Source organism: Acidobacteriota bacterium (genome assembly GCA_026393675.1).
Taxonomy (GTDB): Bacteria; Acidobacteriota; Vicinamibacteria; order Vicinamibacterales; family JAKQTR01; genus JBAXOX01.
The window spans coordinates 39,216-58,582 of the sequence record JAPKZQ010000005.1 but is presented as its reverse complement, the minus strand read 5'-3'; the positions used below and the strand labels follow the sequence as shown (position 1 = coordinate 58,582).

General features: G+C 64.2%; 16 protein-coding genes. 10 read left to right on the top strand and 6 right to left on the bottom strand.

Annotated features, from left to right (window positions below; genetic code table 11):
• Window positions 1-10: 10 nt before the first annotated feature.
• Window positions 11-2,707 (bottom strand): M1 family aminopeptidase, encoded by a 2,697-nt coding sequence (locus tag NT151_02580; GenBank protein MCX6537813.1) that lies wholly within the window; start codon window positions 2,705-2,707, stop codon window positions 11-13.
• A 212-nt stretch (window positions 2,708-2,919) separates the two neighbouring features.
• On the opposite strand from NT151_02580, the gene acpS reads away from it, so the two are divergent.
• From acpS to NT151_02555, 5 genes are all read left to right on the top strand, one after another.
• Window positions 2,920-3,336, top strand: a complete 417-nt coding sequence (acpS, locus tag NT151_02575; GenBank protein ID MCX6537812.1) for a holo-ACP synthase — start codon at window positions 2,920-2,922, stop codon at window positions 3,334-3,336.
• 39 nt (window positions 3,337-3,375) lie between these two features.
• On the top strand, window positions 3,376-5,076 hold the full coding sequence (gene acsA, locus NT151_02570; GenBank protein ID MCX6537811.1) for an acetate--CoA ligase: 1,701 nt from the start codon (window positions 3,376-3,378) through the stop codon (window positions 5,074-5,076).
• Window positions 5,077-5,187: 111 nt separating this feature from the next.
• Window positions 5,188-5,445 (top strand): acyl carrier protein, encoded by a 258-nt coding sequence (locus tag NT151_02565; protein MCX6537810.1) that lies wholly within the window; start codon window positions 5,188-5,190, stop codon window positions 5,443-5,445.
• A gap of 1 nt (window position 5,446) precedes the next feature.
• A complete protein-coding gene (gene kbl / locus NT151_02560) occupies window positions 5,447-6,694 on the top strand; it encodes a glycine C-acetyltransferase (protein MCX6537809.1) in 1,248 nt (415 codons plus the stop codon).
• 29 nt (window positions 6,695-6,723) lie between these two features.
• The gene (locus NT151_02555) at window positions 6,724-8,157 is read left to right on the top strand and encodes an aldehyde dehydrogenase family protein (protein ID MCX6537808.1); all 1,434 of its coding nucleotides are present in this window, start codon (window positions 6,724-6,726) and stop codon (window positions 8,155-8,157) included.
• A gap of 208 nt (window positions 8,158-8,365) precedes the next feature.
• Here the strand turns inward: NT151_02555 and NT151_02550 are convergent, their stop codons facing one another.
• The 3 genes from NT151_02550 to NT151_02540 all read right to left on the bottom strand — a co-directional run bounded on the left by NT151_02550 (window position 8,366) and on the right by NT151_02540 (window position 12,155).
• Window positions 8,366-8,686 (bottom strand): hypothetical protein, encoded by a 321-nt coding sequence (locus NT151_02550; protein ID MCX6537807.1) that lies wholly within the window; start codon window positions 8,684-8,686, stop codon window positions 8,366-8,368.
• A gap of 188 nt (window positions 8,687-8,874) precedes the next feature.
• Window positions 8,875-10,911 (bottom strand): hypothetical protein, encoded by a 2,037-nt coding sequence (locus tag NT151_02545; GenBank protein MCX6537806.1) that lies wholly within the window; start codon window positions 10,909-10,911, stop codon window positions 8,875-8,877.
• 17 nt (window positions 10,912-10,928) lie between these two features.
• Complete coding sequence (locus NT151_02540; protein MCX6537805.1) at window positions 10,929-12,155, bottom strand: aminotransferase class I/II-fold pyridoxal phosphate-dependent enzyme; 1,227 nt, start codon at window positions 12,153-12,155, stop codon at window positions 10,929-10,931.
• Between the two features lie 245 nt (window positions 12,156-12,400).
• On the opposite strand from NT151_02540, the gene NT151_02535 reads away from it, so the two are divergent.
• The 4 genes from NT151_02535 to NT151_02520 all read left to right on the top strand — a co-directional run bounded on the left by NT151_02535 (window position 12,401) and on the right by NT151_02520 (window position 15,377).
• Entirely contained in the window at window positions 12,401-12,640 is a 240-nt protein-coding gene (locus tag NT151_02535) for an Arc family DNA-binding protein (GenBank protein ID MCX6537804.1), read from the top strand.
• The gene (locus tag NT151_02530) at window positions 12,637-13,038 is read left to right on the top strand and encodes a type II toxin-antitoxin system VapC family toxin (protein ID MCX6537803.1); all 402 of its coding nucleotides are present in this window, start codon (window positions 12,637-12,639) and stop codon (window positions 13,036-13,038) included. The genes NT151_02535 and NT151_02530 overlap by 4 nt, the downstream gene beginning before the upstream one ends.
• Before the next feature lie 248 nt (window positions 13,039-13,286).
• Complete coding sequence (locus NT151_02525; protein MCX6537802.1) at window positions 13,287-14,027, top strand: SDR family NAD(P)-dependent oxidoreductase; 741 nt, start codon at window positions 13,287-13,289, stop codon at window positions 14,025-14,027.
• A 165-nt stretch (window positions 14,028-14,192) separates the two neighbouring features.
• Window positions 14,193-15,377, top strand: coding sequence for a pyridoxal phosphate-dependent aminotransferase (locus NT151_02520; protein MCX6537801.1), 1,185 nt, complete (start codon window positions 14,193-14,195; stop codon window positions 15,375-15,377).
• Here NT151_02520 and NT151_02515 read toward each other — a convergent pair.
• Together NT151_02515 and NT151_02510 are read right to left on the bottom strand one after the other, a co-directional pair.
• Window positions 15,374-16,054 carry a response regulator transcription factor gene (locus NT151_02515; GenBank protein MCX6537800.1) on the bottom strand — a complete coding sequence of 227 codons (681 nt, stop codon included), beginning with the start codon at window positions 16,052-16,054 and terminating at the stop codon, window positions 15,374-15,376. The genes NT151_02520 and NT151_02515 overlap by 4 nt on opposite strands.
• Before the next feature lie 33 nt (window positions 16,055-16,087).
• Window positions 16,088-18,019 (bottom strand): HAMP domain-containing sensor histidine kinase, encoded by a 1,932-nt coding sequence (locus NT151_02510; GenBank protein ID MCX6537799.1) that lies wholly within the window; start codon window positions 18,017-18,019, stop codon window positions 16,088-16,090.
• A 296-nt stretch (window positions 18,020-18,315) separates the two neighbouring features.
• On the opposite strand from NT151_02510, the gene NT151_02505 reads away from it, so the two are divergent.
• Window positions 18,316-19,362: a hypothetical protein gene (locus NT151_02505; GenBank protein MCX6537798.1), complete on the top strand. Its 1,047-nt coding sequence runs from the start codon at window positions 18,316-18,318 to the stop codon at window positions 19,360-19,362.
• Window positions 19,363-19,367: the final 5 nt, after the last annotated feature.

The following is a 19,367-nucleotide window of genomic DNA, read 5'->3' as shown; positions in this document are numbered from 1 at the left end:
AGTCGGGCGGCTACCGGCGGGAGACGTCGACGATGGTGAGTCCGTCCCGATTGATCTCGACGTCGCGCAGGCGGCCTTTGAGGGGCAGGCGGATGTCGGTGATGCGATCCACGACCGACACGAGCACATCGTCGGCCGGTCCGATCGCGTAGCGCAGCGTCACGGTCACGGGATATTCGTACTGAACTCCAATTTGCTCCAGCCGCACGACGGCCGTCGGGACGGCGGCTGCCGGGTCGAGTTGCCACGACGACCTGAGCGCGGGCACCCCGGCGCCGTGCACCCACGCGTCGAAGAATCGCCCGAGCGACTGCCCGCTCTCTGCCTCGAAGGCCTGCTGCACGTTGTCGGTTCCCGCCTTGCGGAAGCGCCAGTCCTTGTAGAAACGCCGGAGCCCGTGAAAAAACGTCTCGTCGCCCAGGCGCCGCCGCAGCATGTCGAGCACGACGGCCGACTTGTTGTAGACGAGGGCACGGAAAATCTGCGTGTCCCCGCGGATGTGGCCCAGGCGATAGCCGAGCGAGATGGGCCCTTCTTCAGCTTTGTCTATTCCCCAGCGGGCCATCCGGCGAATCAGGTCGTTGAACGTGCCGTCGCCGCGGATCTGCCTCGCGTACAGCGCCGCAAAATACTGCGCGAATCCTTCGCTGATCCAGCGCTCGTGATAACTGCGCCATCCGACAGCCTGGCCCCACCACTGGTGCGCCAGTTCATGTGCGACGAAGAACTCCGGGAAGTTGGGAAACGCGGCGGGATCGTTGCGCCAACTGAACGCCGCTGTCGGCAGGGGCTGGTTCAGCACGGACATGTACGCGGGACTGTGGCCGCCGGGCGTGTCGCGTTCGATCAGGCCGAGCGTCAGGCTCTGATAGGGCGCATCACCGATGATGGACGCGTAGTACCGAAGCACGTTCTCGGCGATCGGCAGCGTTTCGCTTCCCTTGCCAAATTCGCGGGGGTTGGCCTCCACGCTCAGCGTGACGCTGCCGACATCGCCTGAGCCCTCGTACTTGGTCGGGATCGTGGTTGACGCGACATGCTGGAAGCGGCTGATGACACACGCAAGATATCGGACCGGTTGCGTCGCGTCGAAGTCGTACTGGACGGCGGAAATCTTCCCGTTGATGGCAGGGGCAGCCTTCGGGAATCCGGGCTGGAGGGTGCCACTGGCCAGTACCTGGAACCGTTCGGGCACGGTCAGTCTCATGCGAGCCGATCCGTACGCCGTGGCGGCGCCCTGCGGGTACCACGCGCTGTTGGTCGAGTAGAGCACGCTCGGCTCACCGGTGAAGCGGATCTCGTCGAGCCCGCCAAGCGGGTCCTGAGGAAACTGCGGTCCGAAGCCTTCGCGATCGGGCGGCGGCGGAACGAGCCGTCCCGAGTAGCTGATCAGAAGCGTGATCTCCGTGCCTCTGACGGCAAAGGCAGGCAAGGTGACGACCAGGTTGGCCTGATTGCGGACGCGGAGCGACAGGAGCCGTCCAAACTCCGGACTGAAGATCCCGTTGATGGTGAGGGATTCGGCCAACCGCAGCGTCAGCGTGTTCAGCGCGGGGTCTTTCACACGCAGCCGGATGCGGGCCACCCCTTCGAGCCAGTACCGATCCGGATCGATCGTCAGGTTCAGTTCCGTGCGCTCCACGATGAATGCGGCGTGCGTGTCCTCGTCGAAAAACCGACCCTCCGACGCGATGCGGGATGCCGACGGATAGACACTGATGTTCCGCCGGCGCACACGATCGAACAACGAGATATCTTCGGGTTCGTTGGCGACTCTGGTGTAGGTCAGTATCCGGAACTTCTTCGTGTGGATCTCGGCCAGCAAGTCGCCAGGCAGCGGCGTGAACGACCATATGTCGCGGCTCAAGTCCGCCAGATCCAGACCGAACGACTTGCTCAGATCGTCACGGAAGATGGTCACCGCTCGCCGGAAGAGTCCCCGGTCGACCGGTTCGGCCGTCAGCGTGGCTGCCGGAAACCGCGTCCCGAAATCGCCCGGATGAACGCGCACGAAAGCGGCGTTGTATTGATCTTGCAGGGTCTCCGATCCGCAGTAGATCCTCACCTGGCCGCGTTCAGTCTCCGGCGTCGGCTTGAAGACGAACGTCCCGCCGCGCGACGGCATCAGCACAACGGCGGTCGGGCCCTCGGTGGTCTCGGCGACGAACAAGTGGCCGTCCGCCAGATTGATGTCGAGATCGTCGGACCGCAGGGTGAGGTTGCGCACCCGATACTGCTTCGAGGGATTGAGTGCGAGCCGGAACAATCCGTCCAGTGTGGTCAAAAGCGTCTGATCGCTGATTCGCCATTCGTCCTGATCCGGCGTGCCCGCCACGCGCCGGACATCCAGTTGCCAGGTGGTGATGCGCGCGCGAATCCCGCGCTCGGTGAAGATCTCGAGCATGAGGCGGTAGCCGTCGCCCGGCAGGGTGCCATCGAGCGGCGCTCGGTCCCGCTCGCGAACGACGGCGCGCCCAATGCCCGGGCCGATCAGAAATTGCGCCGCCTGTGCGGCCCGATCGGGGCTGGCTCGGGCCGAGAGCAGATCAAAATACGCGTCGGGCTGGCTAGCCGTGATGATCTTTTCGAGCTTGAGCAGAAGCAACGTGACGCCATCCTGGGCCGACGCGGTTTTCTGCGCGGCGGCTCCGGCGGCCTGGACGACCGTGAGACACACGACGAGTAGTAGAACGACGCGACGCGTCACGGCCTTCTCGCGAGCAACACCGTCAGGTCGTCGGCGAACCGGACGTCGCGGGCGATCTCGATATCGCTGTGGAGCGAGAGTTGTTCAAACTCCTCGGCCATCGTGAGCGTATTATCCTCCGTTTTTCTGTGGTACACTTTGCGCGTTCTTCCTCCGTGTTTCCCCCGACCGGTCAGTCCCCCCGAACGACTGCGAGACGCGACGGAATTCCCATGATTCTCGGCTGTGGCATCGACCTCGTTGAGGTCGCCCGATTCGAGCGCGAGCGTGTGCGACGCGACGGCGACAGCTTCGACGACGTGTTGACGCCATCCGAGATGGCCCACAGCCAGGCGCTTCGGCGACCCGTGATGGGATATGCCGCAGGGTTTGCTGCGAAGGAAGCCTGCTTCAAGGCCCTTGGTACGGGCAAAGTGGGATCCATGTCGTGGCACGACCTCGAGGTCGGCCGCGAGGAAGGCAGATACACAATCACGCTCGGCGGCGAGACAGCAGAGGTGGCGCACAGACTTGGTGTTGATGAGATACATTTGTCGCTGGCCAGTACGCGAGCGCAGGTGGTGGCGTTGGTGGTGGTCAGCGGGCGTCGGCCGACGCCCTACGCCTGCACACGGCCGCCTTCGCCCTGAGCTTGTCGAAGGGCTTTGGCGTGCCAAGGAGAAATTCTGATGGCCGTTGATTACGAGCAATTACGTCGCGAGACGACGTGGGATGTCGCCCGCAAAGAACTCGGCTACGCCGAGGGCGGCAAGGTGAACATCGGGTACCTGTGCGTCGATCGTCATGTCGAAGCCGGCCGCGGCGAAAAACTGGCGTTGATTCACGAGGGTCACGACGGAACGCTCCGGCGCTTCACGTTCCGTGACCTGCAGCAGTTGAGCAACGGGTGGGCCCAGTTCCTGCGCGGTACCGTGTCGATTCGTCAACTCGACCGCGTCTGCCTGTTTCTCGACAAGATTCCCGAGCTCTACATCGGGTTTCTCGGTGTCCTCAAGACGGGTGCCGTCGTCGAGCCGCTCTTCTCCGCGTTTGGCGAAGACGCGCTCGTCGCCCGGATGCTCGATAGCAAGGCCACCGCGATCATCACGCAGAAGCGTCACGTCGGCAAAGTCCGCAAAGCCAAGGACCGCCTGCCCGACTTGAAGGCCATCATCGTCATCGATCACGACGAAGACGGACGCAAGCTCAGGGACGGCGAGATCGACTACCGGATGATGGACCATCGGGCCGACGAGTTCGCGATCGCGCCCACGTACGCCGAGACGCCAAGCGTGCTGCACTATACGAGCGGCACCACGGGCGCGCCCAAGGGTGCGATGCACGTGCATGGCAGCGTCTTCGCGCAGTATCTGACAACGAAGGTCGTGCTCGATGTCAGAGACGACGACATCTACTGGTGCACCGCCGACCCTGGCTGGGTGACGGGTACCAGCTACGGCATCATCGGACCATGGGTGATGGGCGCCACACAGGTCGTGCTCGACGCGGGGTTCTCGAGCGACCGCTGGTACGCCACCATTGAACGCCACCACATCACCGTGTGGTACACCGCGCCGACCGCCATCCGCATGCTGATGAGGGACGGATTCGAGCCGGTCCGCCGCCGCAACCTCACCAGCCTCCGCCACATGTGCAGCGTGGGCGAACCGCTGAACCCGGAGGCCGTGCGCTGGGGCCACGAGGCGTTCGGGCTGTGGTTCCACGACACGTTCTGGCAGACCGAAACCGGCTCTATCGTGGTGACCAACCTGCCCGGCATGCCGGTGAAGCCGGGGAGCATGGGCCGGCCGTTCCCGGCGCTGACGGCGGCGGTGGTCGAGCCCAAGACGGGCGAACCGATCACCGAGCCCGGCCGCGTCGGCCTGATTGCCATCCGGCCACCCTGGCCGAGCCTGATGCGCACGTACTGGAACAACACGGCCACGTACTACAGCAAGTTTCTAAACGGCTGGTACATCTGCGGCGATCAGGCCAGCCTCGACAAGGACGGCTACTTCTGGTTTTGCGGCCGCGATGATGATGTGATCAACACTGGCGGCCACCTGGTGGGACCGTTCGAAATCGAGAGCGCGCTGCTGGAGCATCCGGCGGTCGCCGAGTCGGCGGCCATCGGCAAACCCGACCCGGTCAACATGGAGGTGGTCAAGGCGTTCGTGGCGCTGCGGCCGGGATTCACGGCCAACGCGGATCTCGAACTCGACATCATGAACTACGTGCGGAAGAAGTTGTCGCCGCTGGCGATGCCGCAAGAGATAGAGTTTGTGGAGAAGGTGCCCAAGACGCGCAGCGGCAAGATCCTGCGGCGCGTGCTGAAGGCCAAGGAACTCGGACAACCGATCGGCGACATCAGCACGATGGATGATGACTAGTGCAGGGACCAGGCGTTAGGCGAGTGGCGATAGGCGCTAGGGGTCGGACAGAGTTCTTCCCTCACGCCTCACGCCTCGCGCCCCGCGCCTCTCGTATCAAGGGAGCCAACCGTGAAAGAGATGATTCTGGACTACATCAGGAATGAATACCTCGACGAAGACGAGGCCGACGACGTCGATCTCAACGAGAACACGCCCCTGATCTCCGGCGGCATCGTCGACAGCTTCAGCATGGTGAGCCTGAAGCGGTTTCTCGAAAAGAAGTTCATCATCAGCATCCCGGATGCCGAGGCGTCGCCGGAGGCGTTCGATACGGTCACGAGCATCATCGCGCTGGTGAACAGGCACCTGGCGAAGAAGGGAGCCTGACATGGCGTACCCGGCGGCAGTCAAGGATGCCTTCCAGAATGAACTGGCGGGGATTCGCGAGAAGGGCCTGTTCAAGGAAGAACGCGCGATCCATTCTCCGCAGTCCGCGCACATCAGCGTCGAGTTTCCACGCGGCGCAGAGCTGCGCGAGGTCATCAATCTCTGTGCGAACAACTATCTCGGGCTGTCGAGCCACCCGGATGTGGTCGCCGCGGCGCACCGGGCGCTCGACGAGCGCGGCTACGGCATGTCGAGCGTCCGCTTCATCTGCGGCACGCAGGACGTGCACCGGATCCTGGAGAGCAAGCTGACGGAATTCCTCGGCACTGAGGACACGATCCTGTTCGCCAGTTGTCTTGATGCCAACGCCGGCGTGTTCGAGGCCATTCTCGGCCCCGAAGACGTGATGATCTCGGATCGCCTGGTCCACGCGAGCATCGTCGATGGCATCCGCCTCTGCAAGGCGATGCACGACACTTACAAGCACTGCGACATGGCGCACCTGGAGCAGAAACTGCAGGAGCACCAGGACAAGCGTGTGCGGGTCATCATCACCGATGGCGTCTTCAGCATGGACGGCGATCTCGCGCCAATGGATCAGATCTGCCGGTTGGCCGAGCAGTACCACGCGCTGGTTTTTCTCGACGATAGCCACGCCAGCGGCTTCATCGGCAAGACCGGGCGCGGCGTGCACGAGCACTTCGGCGTGATGGGCAAGATCGACATCCTGACGACCACGCTCGGCAAGGCGCTGGGCGGGGCGAGCGGCGGCTGCGTGTCGGGGCGCAAGGAAATCGTCGAACTGTGTCGCCAGCGCGCGAGGCCGTACCTGTTCAGCAACGCCGTGCCGCCACCGATTGCGGCCTCAACCATCAAGGTGCTCGAGCTCCTCAGCGCGAGCACCGAACGCCGCGACACGCTCGAACAGAACGCGATCTTCTGGCGAAAGGGCCTGAAAGAAGCCGGCTTCGTCATCAAGGATGGTGACAGCCCGATCGTGCCGGTGATGCTGTTCAACGCGAAGCTTGCGCAGGATGTCGCACGAGACCTCTACTACGAGGGCATCTACGTCGTCGGGTTCTTCTTCCCGGTGGTGCCGGCCGGCCAGGCGCGCATTCGCACGCAACTGTCGGCGGACCATGACATCCCCATGCTGGCCTGTGCGCTGGAGTCGTTCAAGAAAGTGGGCGCGAAACACGGGATTCTCGGGCTCGACAAGAAGGGCATCATCGAAAAGTTCGGCAGCTAGCCAAGGCGATGGTGCAATAATCCTGCACCATGGGCACAACTGATTCGGCCTCCCACTACGCCGATGAACTGGTCGGCCGGGCGCGCGAAGCGGCGCGGCTGTTCAAGGAGTACGATCAGGCTCGAGTTGATCGCATCGTCCGGGCAGTCTACGAAGCGGCCTACACCGCCCGCATGCACCTGGCGCGGCTGGCGTGCGCCGAGACGGGCATGGGTCTCTACGAGCACAAGGTCGTCAAGAACGCATGGGCGAGCCTGCTTGTGTACGACGACATCCGCGACGCGAAGACCGTCGGCGAGATCCACGCCGATCCGGTGCGGGGCATCATCCAGATTGCGCAGCCGAAGGGGCCGATTCTCGCGACCGTCCCGATCACCAATCCCACATCAACGGCGATCTTCAAGACGCTCATCTGCATGAAGACGCGAAACCCCGTCATCTTCAGTGCTCACCGGGGCGCGAGGAAGTGCGTGAAGGAGACCGTTCGCATTCTGGCCAAGGCTGCCGAAACGGCTGGAGCCCCGGCGCATGCGATCCAGGTGATGACGCGCGGTCAGACAGATCATCTCGATCACGTGATGAAGCATCCCGCGCTGGCGATGATTCTGGCGACGGGCACCAGTTCAATCGTGGACCTGGCGCAGCGTTCGGGGACACCGACGCTTGGCGTTGGCCCTGGCAATGTTCCGGTCTATGTGCACGCCACCGCGGATCTCCCGCTGGCGGCGCGATCGATCGTGCACTCGAAGACGTTCGACAACGGCACGGTCTGCGCAAGCGAGCAGGCGCTGGTGGTCGAACGCGACGTGGCGGAGCGGCTGCAGCCGCTGCTCGAGCAACGCGGCGCCTATCTCTGCACGCGCGATCAGGCAGTCGCGCTCGGATCGGTGTGTTTCGACATGGACAACATGCGGATGCGGTCCGAAGCGGTTGGGCAGCCTGCGGCGACACTCGCGGAACGAGCCGGATTTGCGGTGCCGAAGGGGACGCGACTGCTGATTGCCGAGCCAGACGGCGTCGGCCCCGAGCATCCGTTGTCCCACGAGATCCTGATGCCGGTGCTCTCGTACTACCGGTGCGATTCGTACGAGGAGGCGCTCGCGGTGTGCCGGGCCGTGAACCACCGGGGCGGGATCGGCCACACGGTTGGCGTCTACGCGAATGACCAGTCCGTGATCGACGACTTCGCCAAGATGGACGCGGCCCGGATTCTCGTCAACACGCCGTCTACGCAAGGCGCAATCGGTGGCATCTTCAACAGCCTTCGACCGTCACTGTCGCTTGGATGTGGAGCCGGTGCCGGCAACATGACCACCGACAATATCTCGGTGGATCACCTGCTGAACATCCATCGCGTGGCGAAACTGCGGCCCAACTCGAGATGGCTCGGGGCGTGGGCGACGACGCTGGAGGAGAAGGTGGGACCGGACGAGATCCTGGCGCTCTACAACCGAAATTACTAGACGGGATTAGGGAGTGCCTTGGGGCGGGCAATTTCCTGGGAACGCCGGGCTCCAGCCCGGCCACGCTGGAGCGTGGCGATCCCGGGGGCAGACTGAGGGAGTCGGGGACGTGGAGAGAGAGGCCTGGCCGCAAGATCTCGCCGCCTTCGCCTGCGGCTACGGCGTGCCAAGGCCGCGAGAACGGGTTCTGAAACCGCTTGTCATCAGATCAATACATCAGGAAGATGCTGACCCAGGGCAGCAGGGCGGCAAGCAGGTAGATGCCGGTCAACCCCGCGAGAATGCCATGCACGCCCAGGCGGTGCAGAGACATGCCGAGGATGGCAGCGAACACCTTGGCGCTGATGACCGCGGTGCCGGGACCGAATGTTGTGATGAGCACGAGCAGCAACGGGTTGGCTTCGAGATGCGCGCCCAACGTCGAGACGCCGACATAGGTACACATCCCGTCGGCTGCCTGTGCAAACAGGAAGAGCAGGATGACGGCGTCACCAAACGACGATCGCGTGAGACCTAGTGTTAGCCGCAACCAACGCACGACATCCTCCTCGGGAAGACCGCGCTCCGACAGATGGGCGCAGCCGTCGATACTGCAAAATGCGATCACACTCGCGTCAGAGTGGGAAGTGTTCCAATCCGGGCCGTTTTGTGGGCGTTTCGACCGATCGGACCAACCGGGGCTCTACAACTTGTGAAGGGATGCGCAAAACCAGGCAACTATGAGTGAGGAAGTTCGAAGAGGCGGTCCGGTCCAAACCATCCGATCTGCCTTGCTCCGTGAGACAGAAGCCACTCAGACACCCTCGGTCCAATGCCATTCATGTAGATCTTCTCGTGAACGATGGCGTGGGTGGCGCCCGTAGTCGACAGGACCTTCCAGGCGCGATCCGGCTGCGCAAGCACCGTCGAGAGAGCCGACTTGTTGAGAGAGTAGGATACTGGGGCCCCGCCGCTGTACCCGTTCACGAGTGGCCGCCAATGCTCCGCCGACGCGACCATGTAGCGCATGTCGTGCTGTTCGTCACCAAACGGAAATTCGACGAGCGCTGCGTTGGCGGGCAGCGACCGGATGGCGCGATAGACGTTCGGCAGCGCGTCGCCGGTGAGCAGGTGCGCCGGCGGGAGTTCAAGGCCACTGGTCTTCCAGGTTCCGTTCAGTTCGATAGGCGCCGAGGTCGCCTCGGCCAGGAAGACCACGCCAATGGCGAGGACGGCGACGCCAGGCCACCAGGCGCGACGCGGTGCAGACAGGGGTGTTCGCCGCTGCGAAGCCCGTTCGAGCATGGCTTCGACCGCCGCGCAGCCGTATCCGCCAAGCACAGCGAGAAACAACGCGACAATCATCGCCAGGCGCGCTGGCACCCGCAGTCCGTCGTACCCAGGCACGTTCAGGTAGAGCCACCAGTAGGGGCCGTCGCCGGCAATTCGCACACCCTTCGAGAAGATGATCGGGCCGAGCGACAGCAGGAATGCGACTATCAGCGCCACCAGGCTGAACACGACAGCCGATCGGGGAATGCCGCGCGCGAAGTTCCTTGCGCGGGGCGACAAAATGAGCAGCACGGCGCCGGCCATCGCGGCTAGCCGCAGCGAGCGCGCCAGATTGTGTACGCGAAAGACTGTGCCAGCCACCTGCCAGTCGAAGCCGCCGTTGGCGACGATGATGAGCGCCGCAGCCAGTTGGGAGACCAGCACCACGAAGGCGGCCAGGACGATCGGCCTCCGCCAGCGAGCCCAGGACGCGTCGTGCTGCTGGCGCAGCTCAATGCACGAGGCTCTCCAGACGCGCCCGGCGTGGGCGACCAGGCCGACCAGCGCGAGCAGCACCGGCGTGAGTGACGGAAACAGATCACCCTCGGCCTTTGGGAACGCGCGGGCGATCGCGCCCCACACACGCTGCGCCCCGTGCGCCGTGAGGTAGCTGTACACGTCGGCCGAGTACCGCATCACCTCATCAAACGGCCTCGGGCCAAAACCGTGGGCGCGCAGTGCGAGGTACGGAAGCAGGAGTGGCACGCTCAGGGCGACCACAAGCGCGGCTGCGCCCGCCAGTTCAACCCAGATCCTGAACTGGCGCCACGCACCCCGTTCGACCAGTTCGTAAAGCACGTATGCGGCAGCAAACGGCGAAAAGTAGAGCAGGAAGTAACCGCACGACCAGTTCTGCGCGACCAGCACCACCACGGCCCCGGCAAGCGCGCGAAGGCGCCGCGTCTCGAAGTACCGGCGAAAGAGGTAGAGCGCAAACGGCATCCACTGTGACGAGAGCACCTGCACGTGCGAGAACTGGCCGATGCGGTATGGCGCGAAGGCATAGAACAACCCGGCCACGAAACCTGCCCTGGCGCTGCCGGTGAGATCGCGCACCAGCAGGTACGCGCCGAGGCCGGACAGCACAAAGGTCGACAGGAAGAGCAGGTTGTAGCAGAGGATGATGTTTCCGGTGACGGCGTAGACGGGAAGCACCTGGATGAGCTGTGCCGTCAAGTGCTCGGAGTACGCGAGCGTCAACGGTTCCGGATAGAAGATGTTGGCGTTGAAGTAGCCCCTGAAGGCGCCGACATCGCCGCCGAGAAAACGCATCGCGTGGTCGGTGCCCCACTGCAGGATCCAGCAGTTAAGCACCGAATCACCGAGATCCCACGGGATGTCGCGCCCGAGGCCGGTGATAAGCGGCCACGTCATCGCGATGGCGGCGAGCGCGTACCAGAACGTCGCGCCCCGGCCCGTTTCGATCGACAGCGCGCGGCGCATGAGCGGAGGGACCAAATCTAGCCTCGCGCGAGGTACTCCCTGGTGAACTGCGCCATCGTGTCGTAGATCTGGCCCAGTTCAGCAGGTGAGGCGAGGAAGACGACGCGGAAGAATCCCTGGTCGGGCGGCGTGCCGAAGCCGGAACCGTGCACGCAAAGCACGCCGGCTTCCCGCAACAACGCCAGCACGTAATCCTCGTCGGTGCGGCCGGCCGGCAACCTCACTTGCGGCATGACGTAGAACGCGCCTTTTGGCGCGACGCACCGCATCCCGGGAATCGCGTTGAGGCGAGCGACCGTCAGGTCGGCCCGTTCGCGAAGCGCGGCCCTGAACGACACCTGATGCGACCGATCGCCGGTGAGCGCGGCCGTGATGGCGTACTGCATCGGGACGGTCGCGCACAGCCGTCCGTCGGCCAACTTGCGAACGCCCGCGAGCACCCCCTCGAGGCGCGGGTTCGTGCCCACTGCCATCCACCCAGCTCTCCATCCCGGCGCCAGGTAGGCCTTCGACAGGCTGCCAAACGAAATCACGGGCGCATCGGTCGCGAGGCTGGCCATCGGTGGCGCGGGTGTGCCATACGAGAGATCCGCGTAGACCTCATCGGCCAGCAGCACGAAGCCATGCTCATCGGCCAGTGCCAGCAGTTCGCGTCGGATCGCGTCGGGATAGATGGCGCCGGTGGGATTGTTGGGATCGATGACGACCAGCGCGCGGGTCCGTGCGGTAATGAGCGACTTGATTTCCTCGACGTCCGGCAGCCAGCCGCGATTCGGATCGGCCCGGTAGTAGATCGTCCGCGCCGCGATCTTGGCCGTCACGGCCGTGTAGAGCGGATAGGTCGGCATCGGGATGAGCACTTCGTCGCCCGGGTTGACGAGCGCGTTCAACGCGATTTCGATGCCTTCCGATGTGCCCGACGTCAGCACCACGCGATCGGGTGTCATCGGGACGCCGCGAGCCGAAAAGTCGGCGGCTACCGCGTCGCGTGCCGGTTGGATGCCAGGGGATGGGCCATAGCCGTTGTGGCCATCGCGCAGGGCCTTGATCACCGCCTCGATCAGGTGGGCTGGCGTCTTGAAGCCAAACGGGATGGGATCGCCGATGTTCAGGTACTTGACCGTTCGCCCCGTGGCCTCGACCTTCCTGGCCTCGGCCACGATGTTGCGGATCGCGTAGGTGAACCCTTCGACCCGGTTGGCGACCGGGATGGCCGCCCGTCTTTCTGCGTTCATCGTCTGCATGCGTTCCAGTCTCCCGCCGACGACCGACAGCCGACGGCCGACGGCCGACGGCCTTCAAGTATGCCACACGCGGTCGGCCGGGCATCCGCGCTCGCCACCGCGTGGGACTTCGTCCGGTTGAGCCAAAACGTTGACTCAAGGCACTGGGTCCTGGGGACCATCACGCATGCTGGTGGCCCAAACCTGAGACATTGACATCATCTCCATAATGAATCTATAATGGCTCCATTATGGAGGCATAACAGATGCCCGTGAATCTCTCGATCAAGGAAGTGCCGGACGAACTGGCCGAGGCGTTGCGAGATCGCGCCAGGTGGAACCATCGGTCGCTACAGGGTGAGTTGATGGCGATGATCGAGACGCACACGCGGATCCGGCCATTCAGGGCGATGGCACTCTGGCAGGCCGCCCGCGCGAGCGGCTTAAGTACTGCGGACGATTCGACTCAGATCGTCCGCGAAGACCGAGACAGCCGAAGCCGATGAGACGCGTGGTCGTCGACACATCGGTGCTCGCGGCAATCACGTTCGCGGAGCCTGGGGCGGACGAGTGGAGCCCACGGATCGAGGGTGTCGAGCTGTACGCACCCACATTGCTCCGGTACGAAATGGCCAACGTGGCCCACAAGAGATGTCGAGCGCATCCAAGTCAGACGCGCGAGATTCTGGAGGCGCTTGATCGGGCGCTCGATCCCAGATACGGCATCACATTGATGGACCCAAATCCGATGGATGTCGTCGTCCTGTCGAATGCGACCGGTCTTTCACCGTACGATGCGAGCTACCTGTGGCTTGCCGGGTTCCTTGGCGCCGACCTGGTCACGCGGGACCGCGCTCTTGCGGCTGCCGTCGACCCATTCACCGGCGTGGAGCTCGTAGGGTAGAACGTAATTCACTCCGGCGGGTTAGCTTCTCTCTACGCGTCCCCGCTCACGCAAGCCGGCAAAACATGCCTTACCGGGACGACTCGCGGACCTGACGGTCGCGCTATTCGCGCAGCATGTCTTGGCCCTAGCGGCACGTTTTGCAGACTAGCGCTGTCGGCTTGGTTCGAGGGGCCGCTTCGAGAGAAGCCAGCCCGCCTTCAGGAGTCGGCCGCGACGAAGGGCGGTGCCGGCGGTACAATACGAGGATGCAGCTGAATGGTCTGGGTGTGCTCATCACGGGCCCAAAGCGGATTGGTGCCGTGCTGGCGAAGGCACTCGCCGAGCGCGGCGCGGATGTCGCGCTGAGCTACAACCAGTCGCGCGAAGAAGCCGAGCAGGCGGCTGCGGCCGTTCGTGATGCTGGCCGGCGGGCCGCCTGCATCAAGGCCGACCTTGCCAAGGCGGACGACTGCCGCGCGTTGGTGGCCGAGACGATGAAGCAACTTGGGCGGCTCAATGTGCTGGTCAACATGGCGTCGATCTACACATCCACCCCGTTCGACGAGTTGACCGACGCCCAGTGGGACCGCGGACTGGCGGTCGACCTGAGGGCGGCGTTTCTCTGTGCCTCGGCGGCGGTGCCGCACATGCGGAAGGTGGGCGGTGGCCGTATTGTGAACTTCGCCGATTGGTTGCCAGCCAGCGGCCGAACCCGCTACAAAGGGTACCTGGCGTACTACGTGGCCAAGGGAGGGGTGATCGCGCTCACCGAGGCGCTGGCGCTCGAATTGGCCGAGCATCAGATTCTCGTGAACGCCATCGCACCCGGACCGATCCTGGCGCCACCCGGGATGGATGACGATGAACTCAACGCCGTCGTGCAAGCCACGCCGCTCGGCCGATGGGGCGGGGCGGGGGAAGTGGCGAAAGCGGTGCTGTTCCTGATTGAAACGGATTTCATCACAGGAGAAGTGATCCGCGTCGACGGTGGGCGGCACTTGAAATAGAGGCGTCATGCCGGCGTACGCCGGGGCCCCCAGCGCGGCACCCGCGCTGGGGTGGTATCCGGCATCCAGAGAGGAACACTGGCTGGATTCCGGCTTTCGCCGGAATGACGAGATTCTTGCTTCTTGCTTCTTGCTTCTTGCTTCTGTCTGTCCCAGGAGAGCTTCATGGGTGTGTTTCTCGATTCGGTTCCCACCTCCGGCATCATTCGCGTCCGAGACCTGATGTACTCGGTCGACAAGCCCTTCCGGCTGGACCAGGGCGATGTGAGCTTCGACGCGCCCGATTCGCTCAAGGCGGCACTCAAAGCCGCCGTTGACGCCAACCAGACGCACTATCTCCAGACGGCTGGTCTGCCTCGGCTGCAGCAACTGCTGGCGGAGAAGCTGCGCACGAAAAACCGGATTCCGGTGGCGAGTCCAGACGAAGTGATGATGACCAACGGCGGTGTCCACGCGCTCTATCTGGCGTGCCAGGCGCTGGTTGAGCCCGGAGACGAGGTGCTGGTTCCAGATCCGATCTGGCCGCAGATGTTCAGCGCGCTCGTGGCCGCGCATGCGGTCCCGGTCCGCGTGCCACTGCGGGAATCGCTCGGCTGGCGGTTCGACCTCGACGAGCTGGCGTCGCGGGTGACTTCCAAAACCAGGGGCCTCTACATCAACTCGCCACACAATCCGACAGGCGGCATGCTGACGCGATCCGACCTTACGCGAGTGGCCGAGATCGCGGCGTTACACAACCTCTGGGTCATTGCAGACGAGGCGTACGAGGACGTCGTCTTCGACGGCCACGCGCACGTGAGCCTTGCATCGCTGCCCGACATGCACGAGCGGACGGTGTCGGTCTTCACCTTCAGCAAGACCTACGCGATCACCGGTCTCCGGCTCGGCTACCTCGTCGCCAACGACCCGACGGTGCAGGATCGGGTTCGTAAGCTCATCGGCCTCACGACAAACAACGTGTCGTCGGTCGTGCAGTTTGGTGGAATCGGCGCGCTTGAAGGATCGCAAGAGGTGGTCGCCCAGTTTCGCGCGGAGCTTCAGTGGCGGCGCGACCTGTTTTGCGCGGGTGCGGCGGAGGTTTCGCAGGGCGCGCTCGTTGCCCCGCCTCCGCCCGGCGCGTTCTATGCGTTTCTCCGCATCGCGGACGCGTGGCAACCGCCAGCCACGGCCACGTCCTCGTCGCGCTCGTGGGCGATGGTTGAGCATCTGATCGGACGCGGCCGGATTGGCTGTGTGCCGGGCGTTGATTTCGGTCCCGCCGGCGAGAACCACGTGCGTTTCTGCTTCGCCCGCAGCCGCGCCGAACTCGGGGGCGCACTCGAATCGATGCGGGAGGTGTTCCGGAGTTAGCCGGCGAATTTGTAGCCGAGGCCGTGGATCGTGAGGATGTACTGCGGGAGTTTGGGGTTCGGTTCGATCTTCTGACGGAGCCAGGCCACGTGCACGTCGACCGTACGTGTGGACGGCATCGAATGGTATCCCCACACATCGTTCAGCAGTCGCTCGCGCGAGAGTGTCTCGCCGCGGTGTTCGATGAAGTACTTGAGCAGCAGGAATTCCCTGGCCGGGACATCCACGGGCGCGCCGGCCCTGGTGACCTCCGCTTTCCGCGCGTCCACCAGGATCTCGCCAAACCGGTACTGATGAACGCCCGCTGGCGATGCTGCCGTGCGGCGCACCTGCACCTCAATGCGCGCCAGCAACTCCATCATGTCGAACGGCTTGGTGAGATAGTCGTCGGCGCCAAGTTTCAGGCCGAGCACTCGGTCGACAATCTGTCCGCGGGCGGTCAGCATGATGATCGGGGTCGCGACACCTTTCTGGCGGAGGTCGCGGCACAGATCAAAGCCGCTCTTGCCCGGAAGCATGACGTCGAGCAGGATGACGTCCCACGGCTCGTTGCTCGCCCGGACGAGCCCGGTGGAACCGTCAGTGGCCGAGGCCACGTCGTAGCCCTCACTGCACAGCCTGTCGGTGAGTGTCATCACCAGGCCGGGTTCGTCTTCGATGAGCAGGACGCGCTTCATGGTGTTCGCTCCACAAGGACCCGCCTTCCGCCCTTACGTCGTCGCACGGGTGTCAGACGGCGCGGCCGGCAGGTGCAGCGTGAAGGTGGCCCCGTGGCCAGGCGTCGACTGCACGCTCACGCGTCCGCCGTGCGCCGAGGCGATGAGCTTGACGAGGTGAAGGCCGAGCCCGTTGCCGTGGACTTGCTGCTCGGCCGCATGGCGGCCGCGGTGGAACGGCTCGAACACGTGCGCGAGATCGGCGGCATCAATGCCGCGCCCGCGATCGCCGATCACGATCTGAACCTCCCTGCCCCCGCGAACGACTGGCGCGCTGACCGTGACGCCAATCCAGCGGCCGTCGGCGCCGTGCTTGACCGCGTTGGTGACCAGATTCTGCAGCGCACGCCGAAGCGCGGCCTCGTCGGCCATCACCGGGGGAATATCAGCGTCACGTCCCGCATTGACCTCAACGGTGATGCCCGCGGCATCGCACAGTGACGCGCAGGAGATCATGACGTCGCTGACGAGCGCCGGCACATCCACCGGTCGCGTCCCCTGCAGCGGCCTGCCACTCTCGAGGCCCGCCAGCGCCATCACCTGCTCCACCATGTCGGTGAGGCGGCGACCTTCGCCGTCGATCAATTCGCCGTAGCGCCTGGCGTGCGCCGGGTCGGAGACGACCCCAGCCGAGAGGTTCTGCGCCGCCGACCGGATCACCGCGAGCGGCGTCCGCAACTCGTGAGACACGGTGGCGACAAAATCCATCCGCCGGGCAGCCAGTTGTTCGGTTCTTCGTGCATTGACGATGACGATCACGACGCCCGCGGTCAGGACGCCGAGAATGCCGAAACTCAACAGGAGATTACGGTGACGCACCTGGGAGACTGCCGCGTCGAGCGAACCAGACTGATGCTGCAGAACCACGCGCCAAGCTGGCAACAGGAACTTGAAGGTGCCTGACATCGACGCCGGACCTGGCGCTCCCCTCGTCCCGGCGGATCGTTGTTCCACCAGCACAGACAAGCGACCGTTGTCGACAGGTGACGCGCCCAGCGAACGCGTCGTGGCGCCGGCCGATGGCGCCACGAGCGAGCGCACGACCAGCGTATTGGAACCGGGCGGACCAACGAGACTCATGTCCGGGCGCACCGAAAAGAAGGACTGCGTGACATCGGCCCGGTCGGGATTGAGCGACTGCCCATCCGGCACATCACGAACAAACAGCGGCGCACCGCTCGACGACACGACGGCCAGCCGATATCCGTTTGCGCCGAGGTCGGGAAAATGCCGTGCCGCCAACTCCGGGAGCACTACTGTCTTCAGGTAGTCGGCGTCGAGATCCACGATGAGACAGGCGTCGAGCACGTGCATCCACATTGTGGGGTTGGCAGCCGGCGGCCTTACCGAGTCGGCCGCGATCGGGCCAGACGGCATAGTCTGGTTCGACGCCGGAACCACGAGCGCCGGCACATCGGGCAACGCCGGCATCAGGGTAATCGAGATGATCTGGGGCTTGCCGGCAGTCCTGGCGTCGGTGGCAACGACGCTTCCCAGTTGCGTGCGGACGGGCTCGAGATGCGCAGGCCACGCGGGCAACGGCGGGGTGTCGAAGGACCGATGGTCCCGGCTCATGGCGCGCAGCGTATAGGTATTGCCCGCGCGCTCCGCCAGGTAGACGGCTTTGACCACCTGCGGATACTTCGCCGTGCCCTGCCAGCGAGCGACGGACTCGACCAGTCCGTCGAACCGATTCGTCAGGACGGCGTCGCGCGACACCTGGTGCGCCCGGTACGCCTGCATCATCTCCGCGTCAAACTCGTCTGCGAACTCGCGGGCGCGCTGGGTCAGCGAGCGCAGCATCTGCGCGCGCTCGGCCTCCGAGACCTTGCCGAGCCACTGGTACTGCAGCACCGCGAGCAGCACCACCAGCCCGACGAGCACGCCCGGAAGCACGAGGCGGAACGACACGTTGCGCACCCGCATGGCGGCGAGTGTACCATGCAGGATTGGGCCGTGAGACCAGCTCTGACGGGGGACGGACGCGCTTTTTACGTCCTTAACAAATTCTTTGCTCAGGCTTAACCACTTCGGGCAGGCCACGCGCCATCATCGAATCGTCCAATACAGGTAGCACGGTCGGATTCTGATCGGTCCGTCGATTCATGAGTTCGGCGACGAACTGATTCCCTCAGGACTGAGTGCTGATCGAGCCTCATAATCGGATCACCGCTCAAGAACACGCGACCGTCACTGCGAGTCGAAACACTCAGGAGGAACGCATGAGACGCAATGTCATGTCGGCGGCGATGGCGGTGATCGCGATTGAAGCGCTGGTAGCCGGGCAGGGCAAAGACGTGAACCAGGTACTGGCCGACGCGCACGCGGCGTTAGGGGGCGACAAGATCGCGACGGTCAAGACCATCACCGGCGTTGGCCGGACGCTACGAACCGGTCCCGGTGGCAACACTACGGAGTCCGAGTTCGAGATGGCCATGGAGCTGCCCGACAAGTACCTCATGCGCAGCGTGATGGTGTCGATGGGCAACATGAGCGTGTTCAGGAACTCCGGCTTCAACGGCGGCCAGGTGATAGAGGAAATCGACCGTCCGCCAAACCTCCAGGGCGGCAACATCGTGATCCGGATCGCGGGACCCGGCGGCACGGTGATGGACCCGGCCAAGATGACGCCCGAGCAGCGTATCGAGGCGGATCGTTTGCGGCTCTTGTCGAACAAGAAGGAATTCACCCGACTGACGCTCGGGATGTTCGCGTCATCGCTTGACGCCTTCCCGCTTGAGTTCACGTACGGCGGGCAGGCCGAATCGGCTGACGGCAAGGCGGACGTGATCAACGTGAAGGGGCAGGGCGAATTCGCCGTGACCTTGTTCCTCGATGCTCAAACGCACATGCCGCTGATGGTGAGCTGGATGGACAAGGAACCGCTGGTCATCCAGACCACGAGCGGGCCCGGCGGCGCAGGCGGCACGCGGGTGGTACAGCAGATCGGCGGCGGCGGAGCCGTAGGCGGAGGTAGCACCTTCACCGCGGCGGCGCCCACGACCGGCGCGGGTGGCGCCCCGAACATGTCGAAAGAGGACATGGAAAAGATGCAGAAGGACTTCGAGCAACGCCGCAAGGAGGCCGAGGCCAAGCGGCGCACCGTCGAATTCCGCGTCTACTACAGCGAATATAAATCGGTGGGCGGCGTCAAGCTGCCATTCAAGATTCAGCGATCGATTGACGGCAAGCCCACCGAGGAAATGCTGTTCGACACGATCAAGCTCAATCCGAAGATCGACGCGAGCAAATTCGCGGTCACCAAGTAAGACGC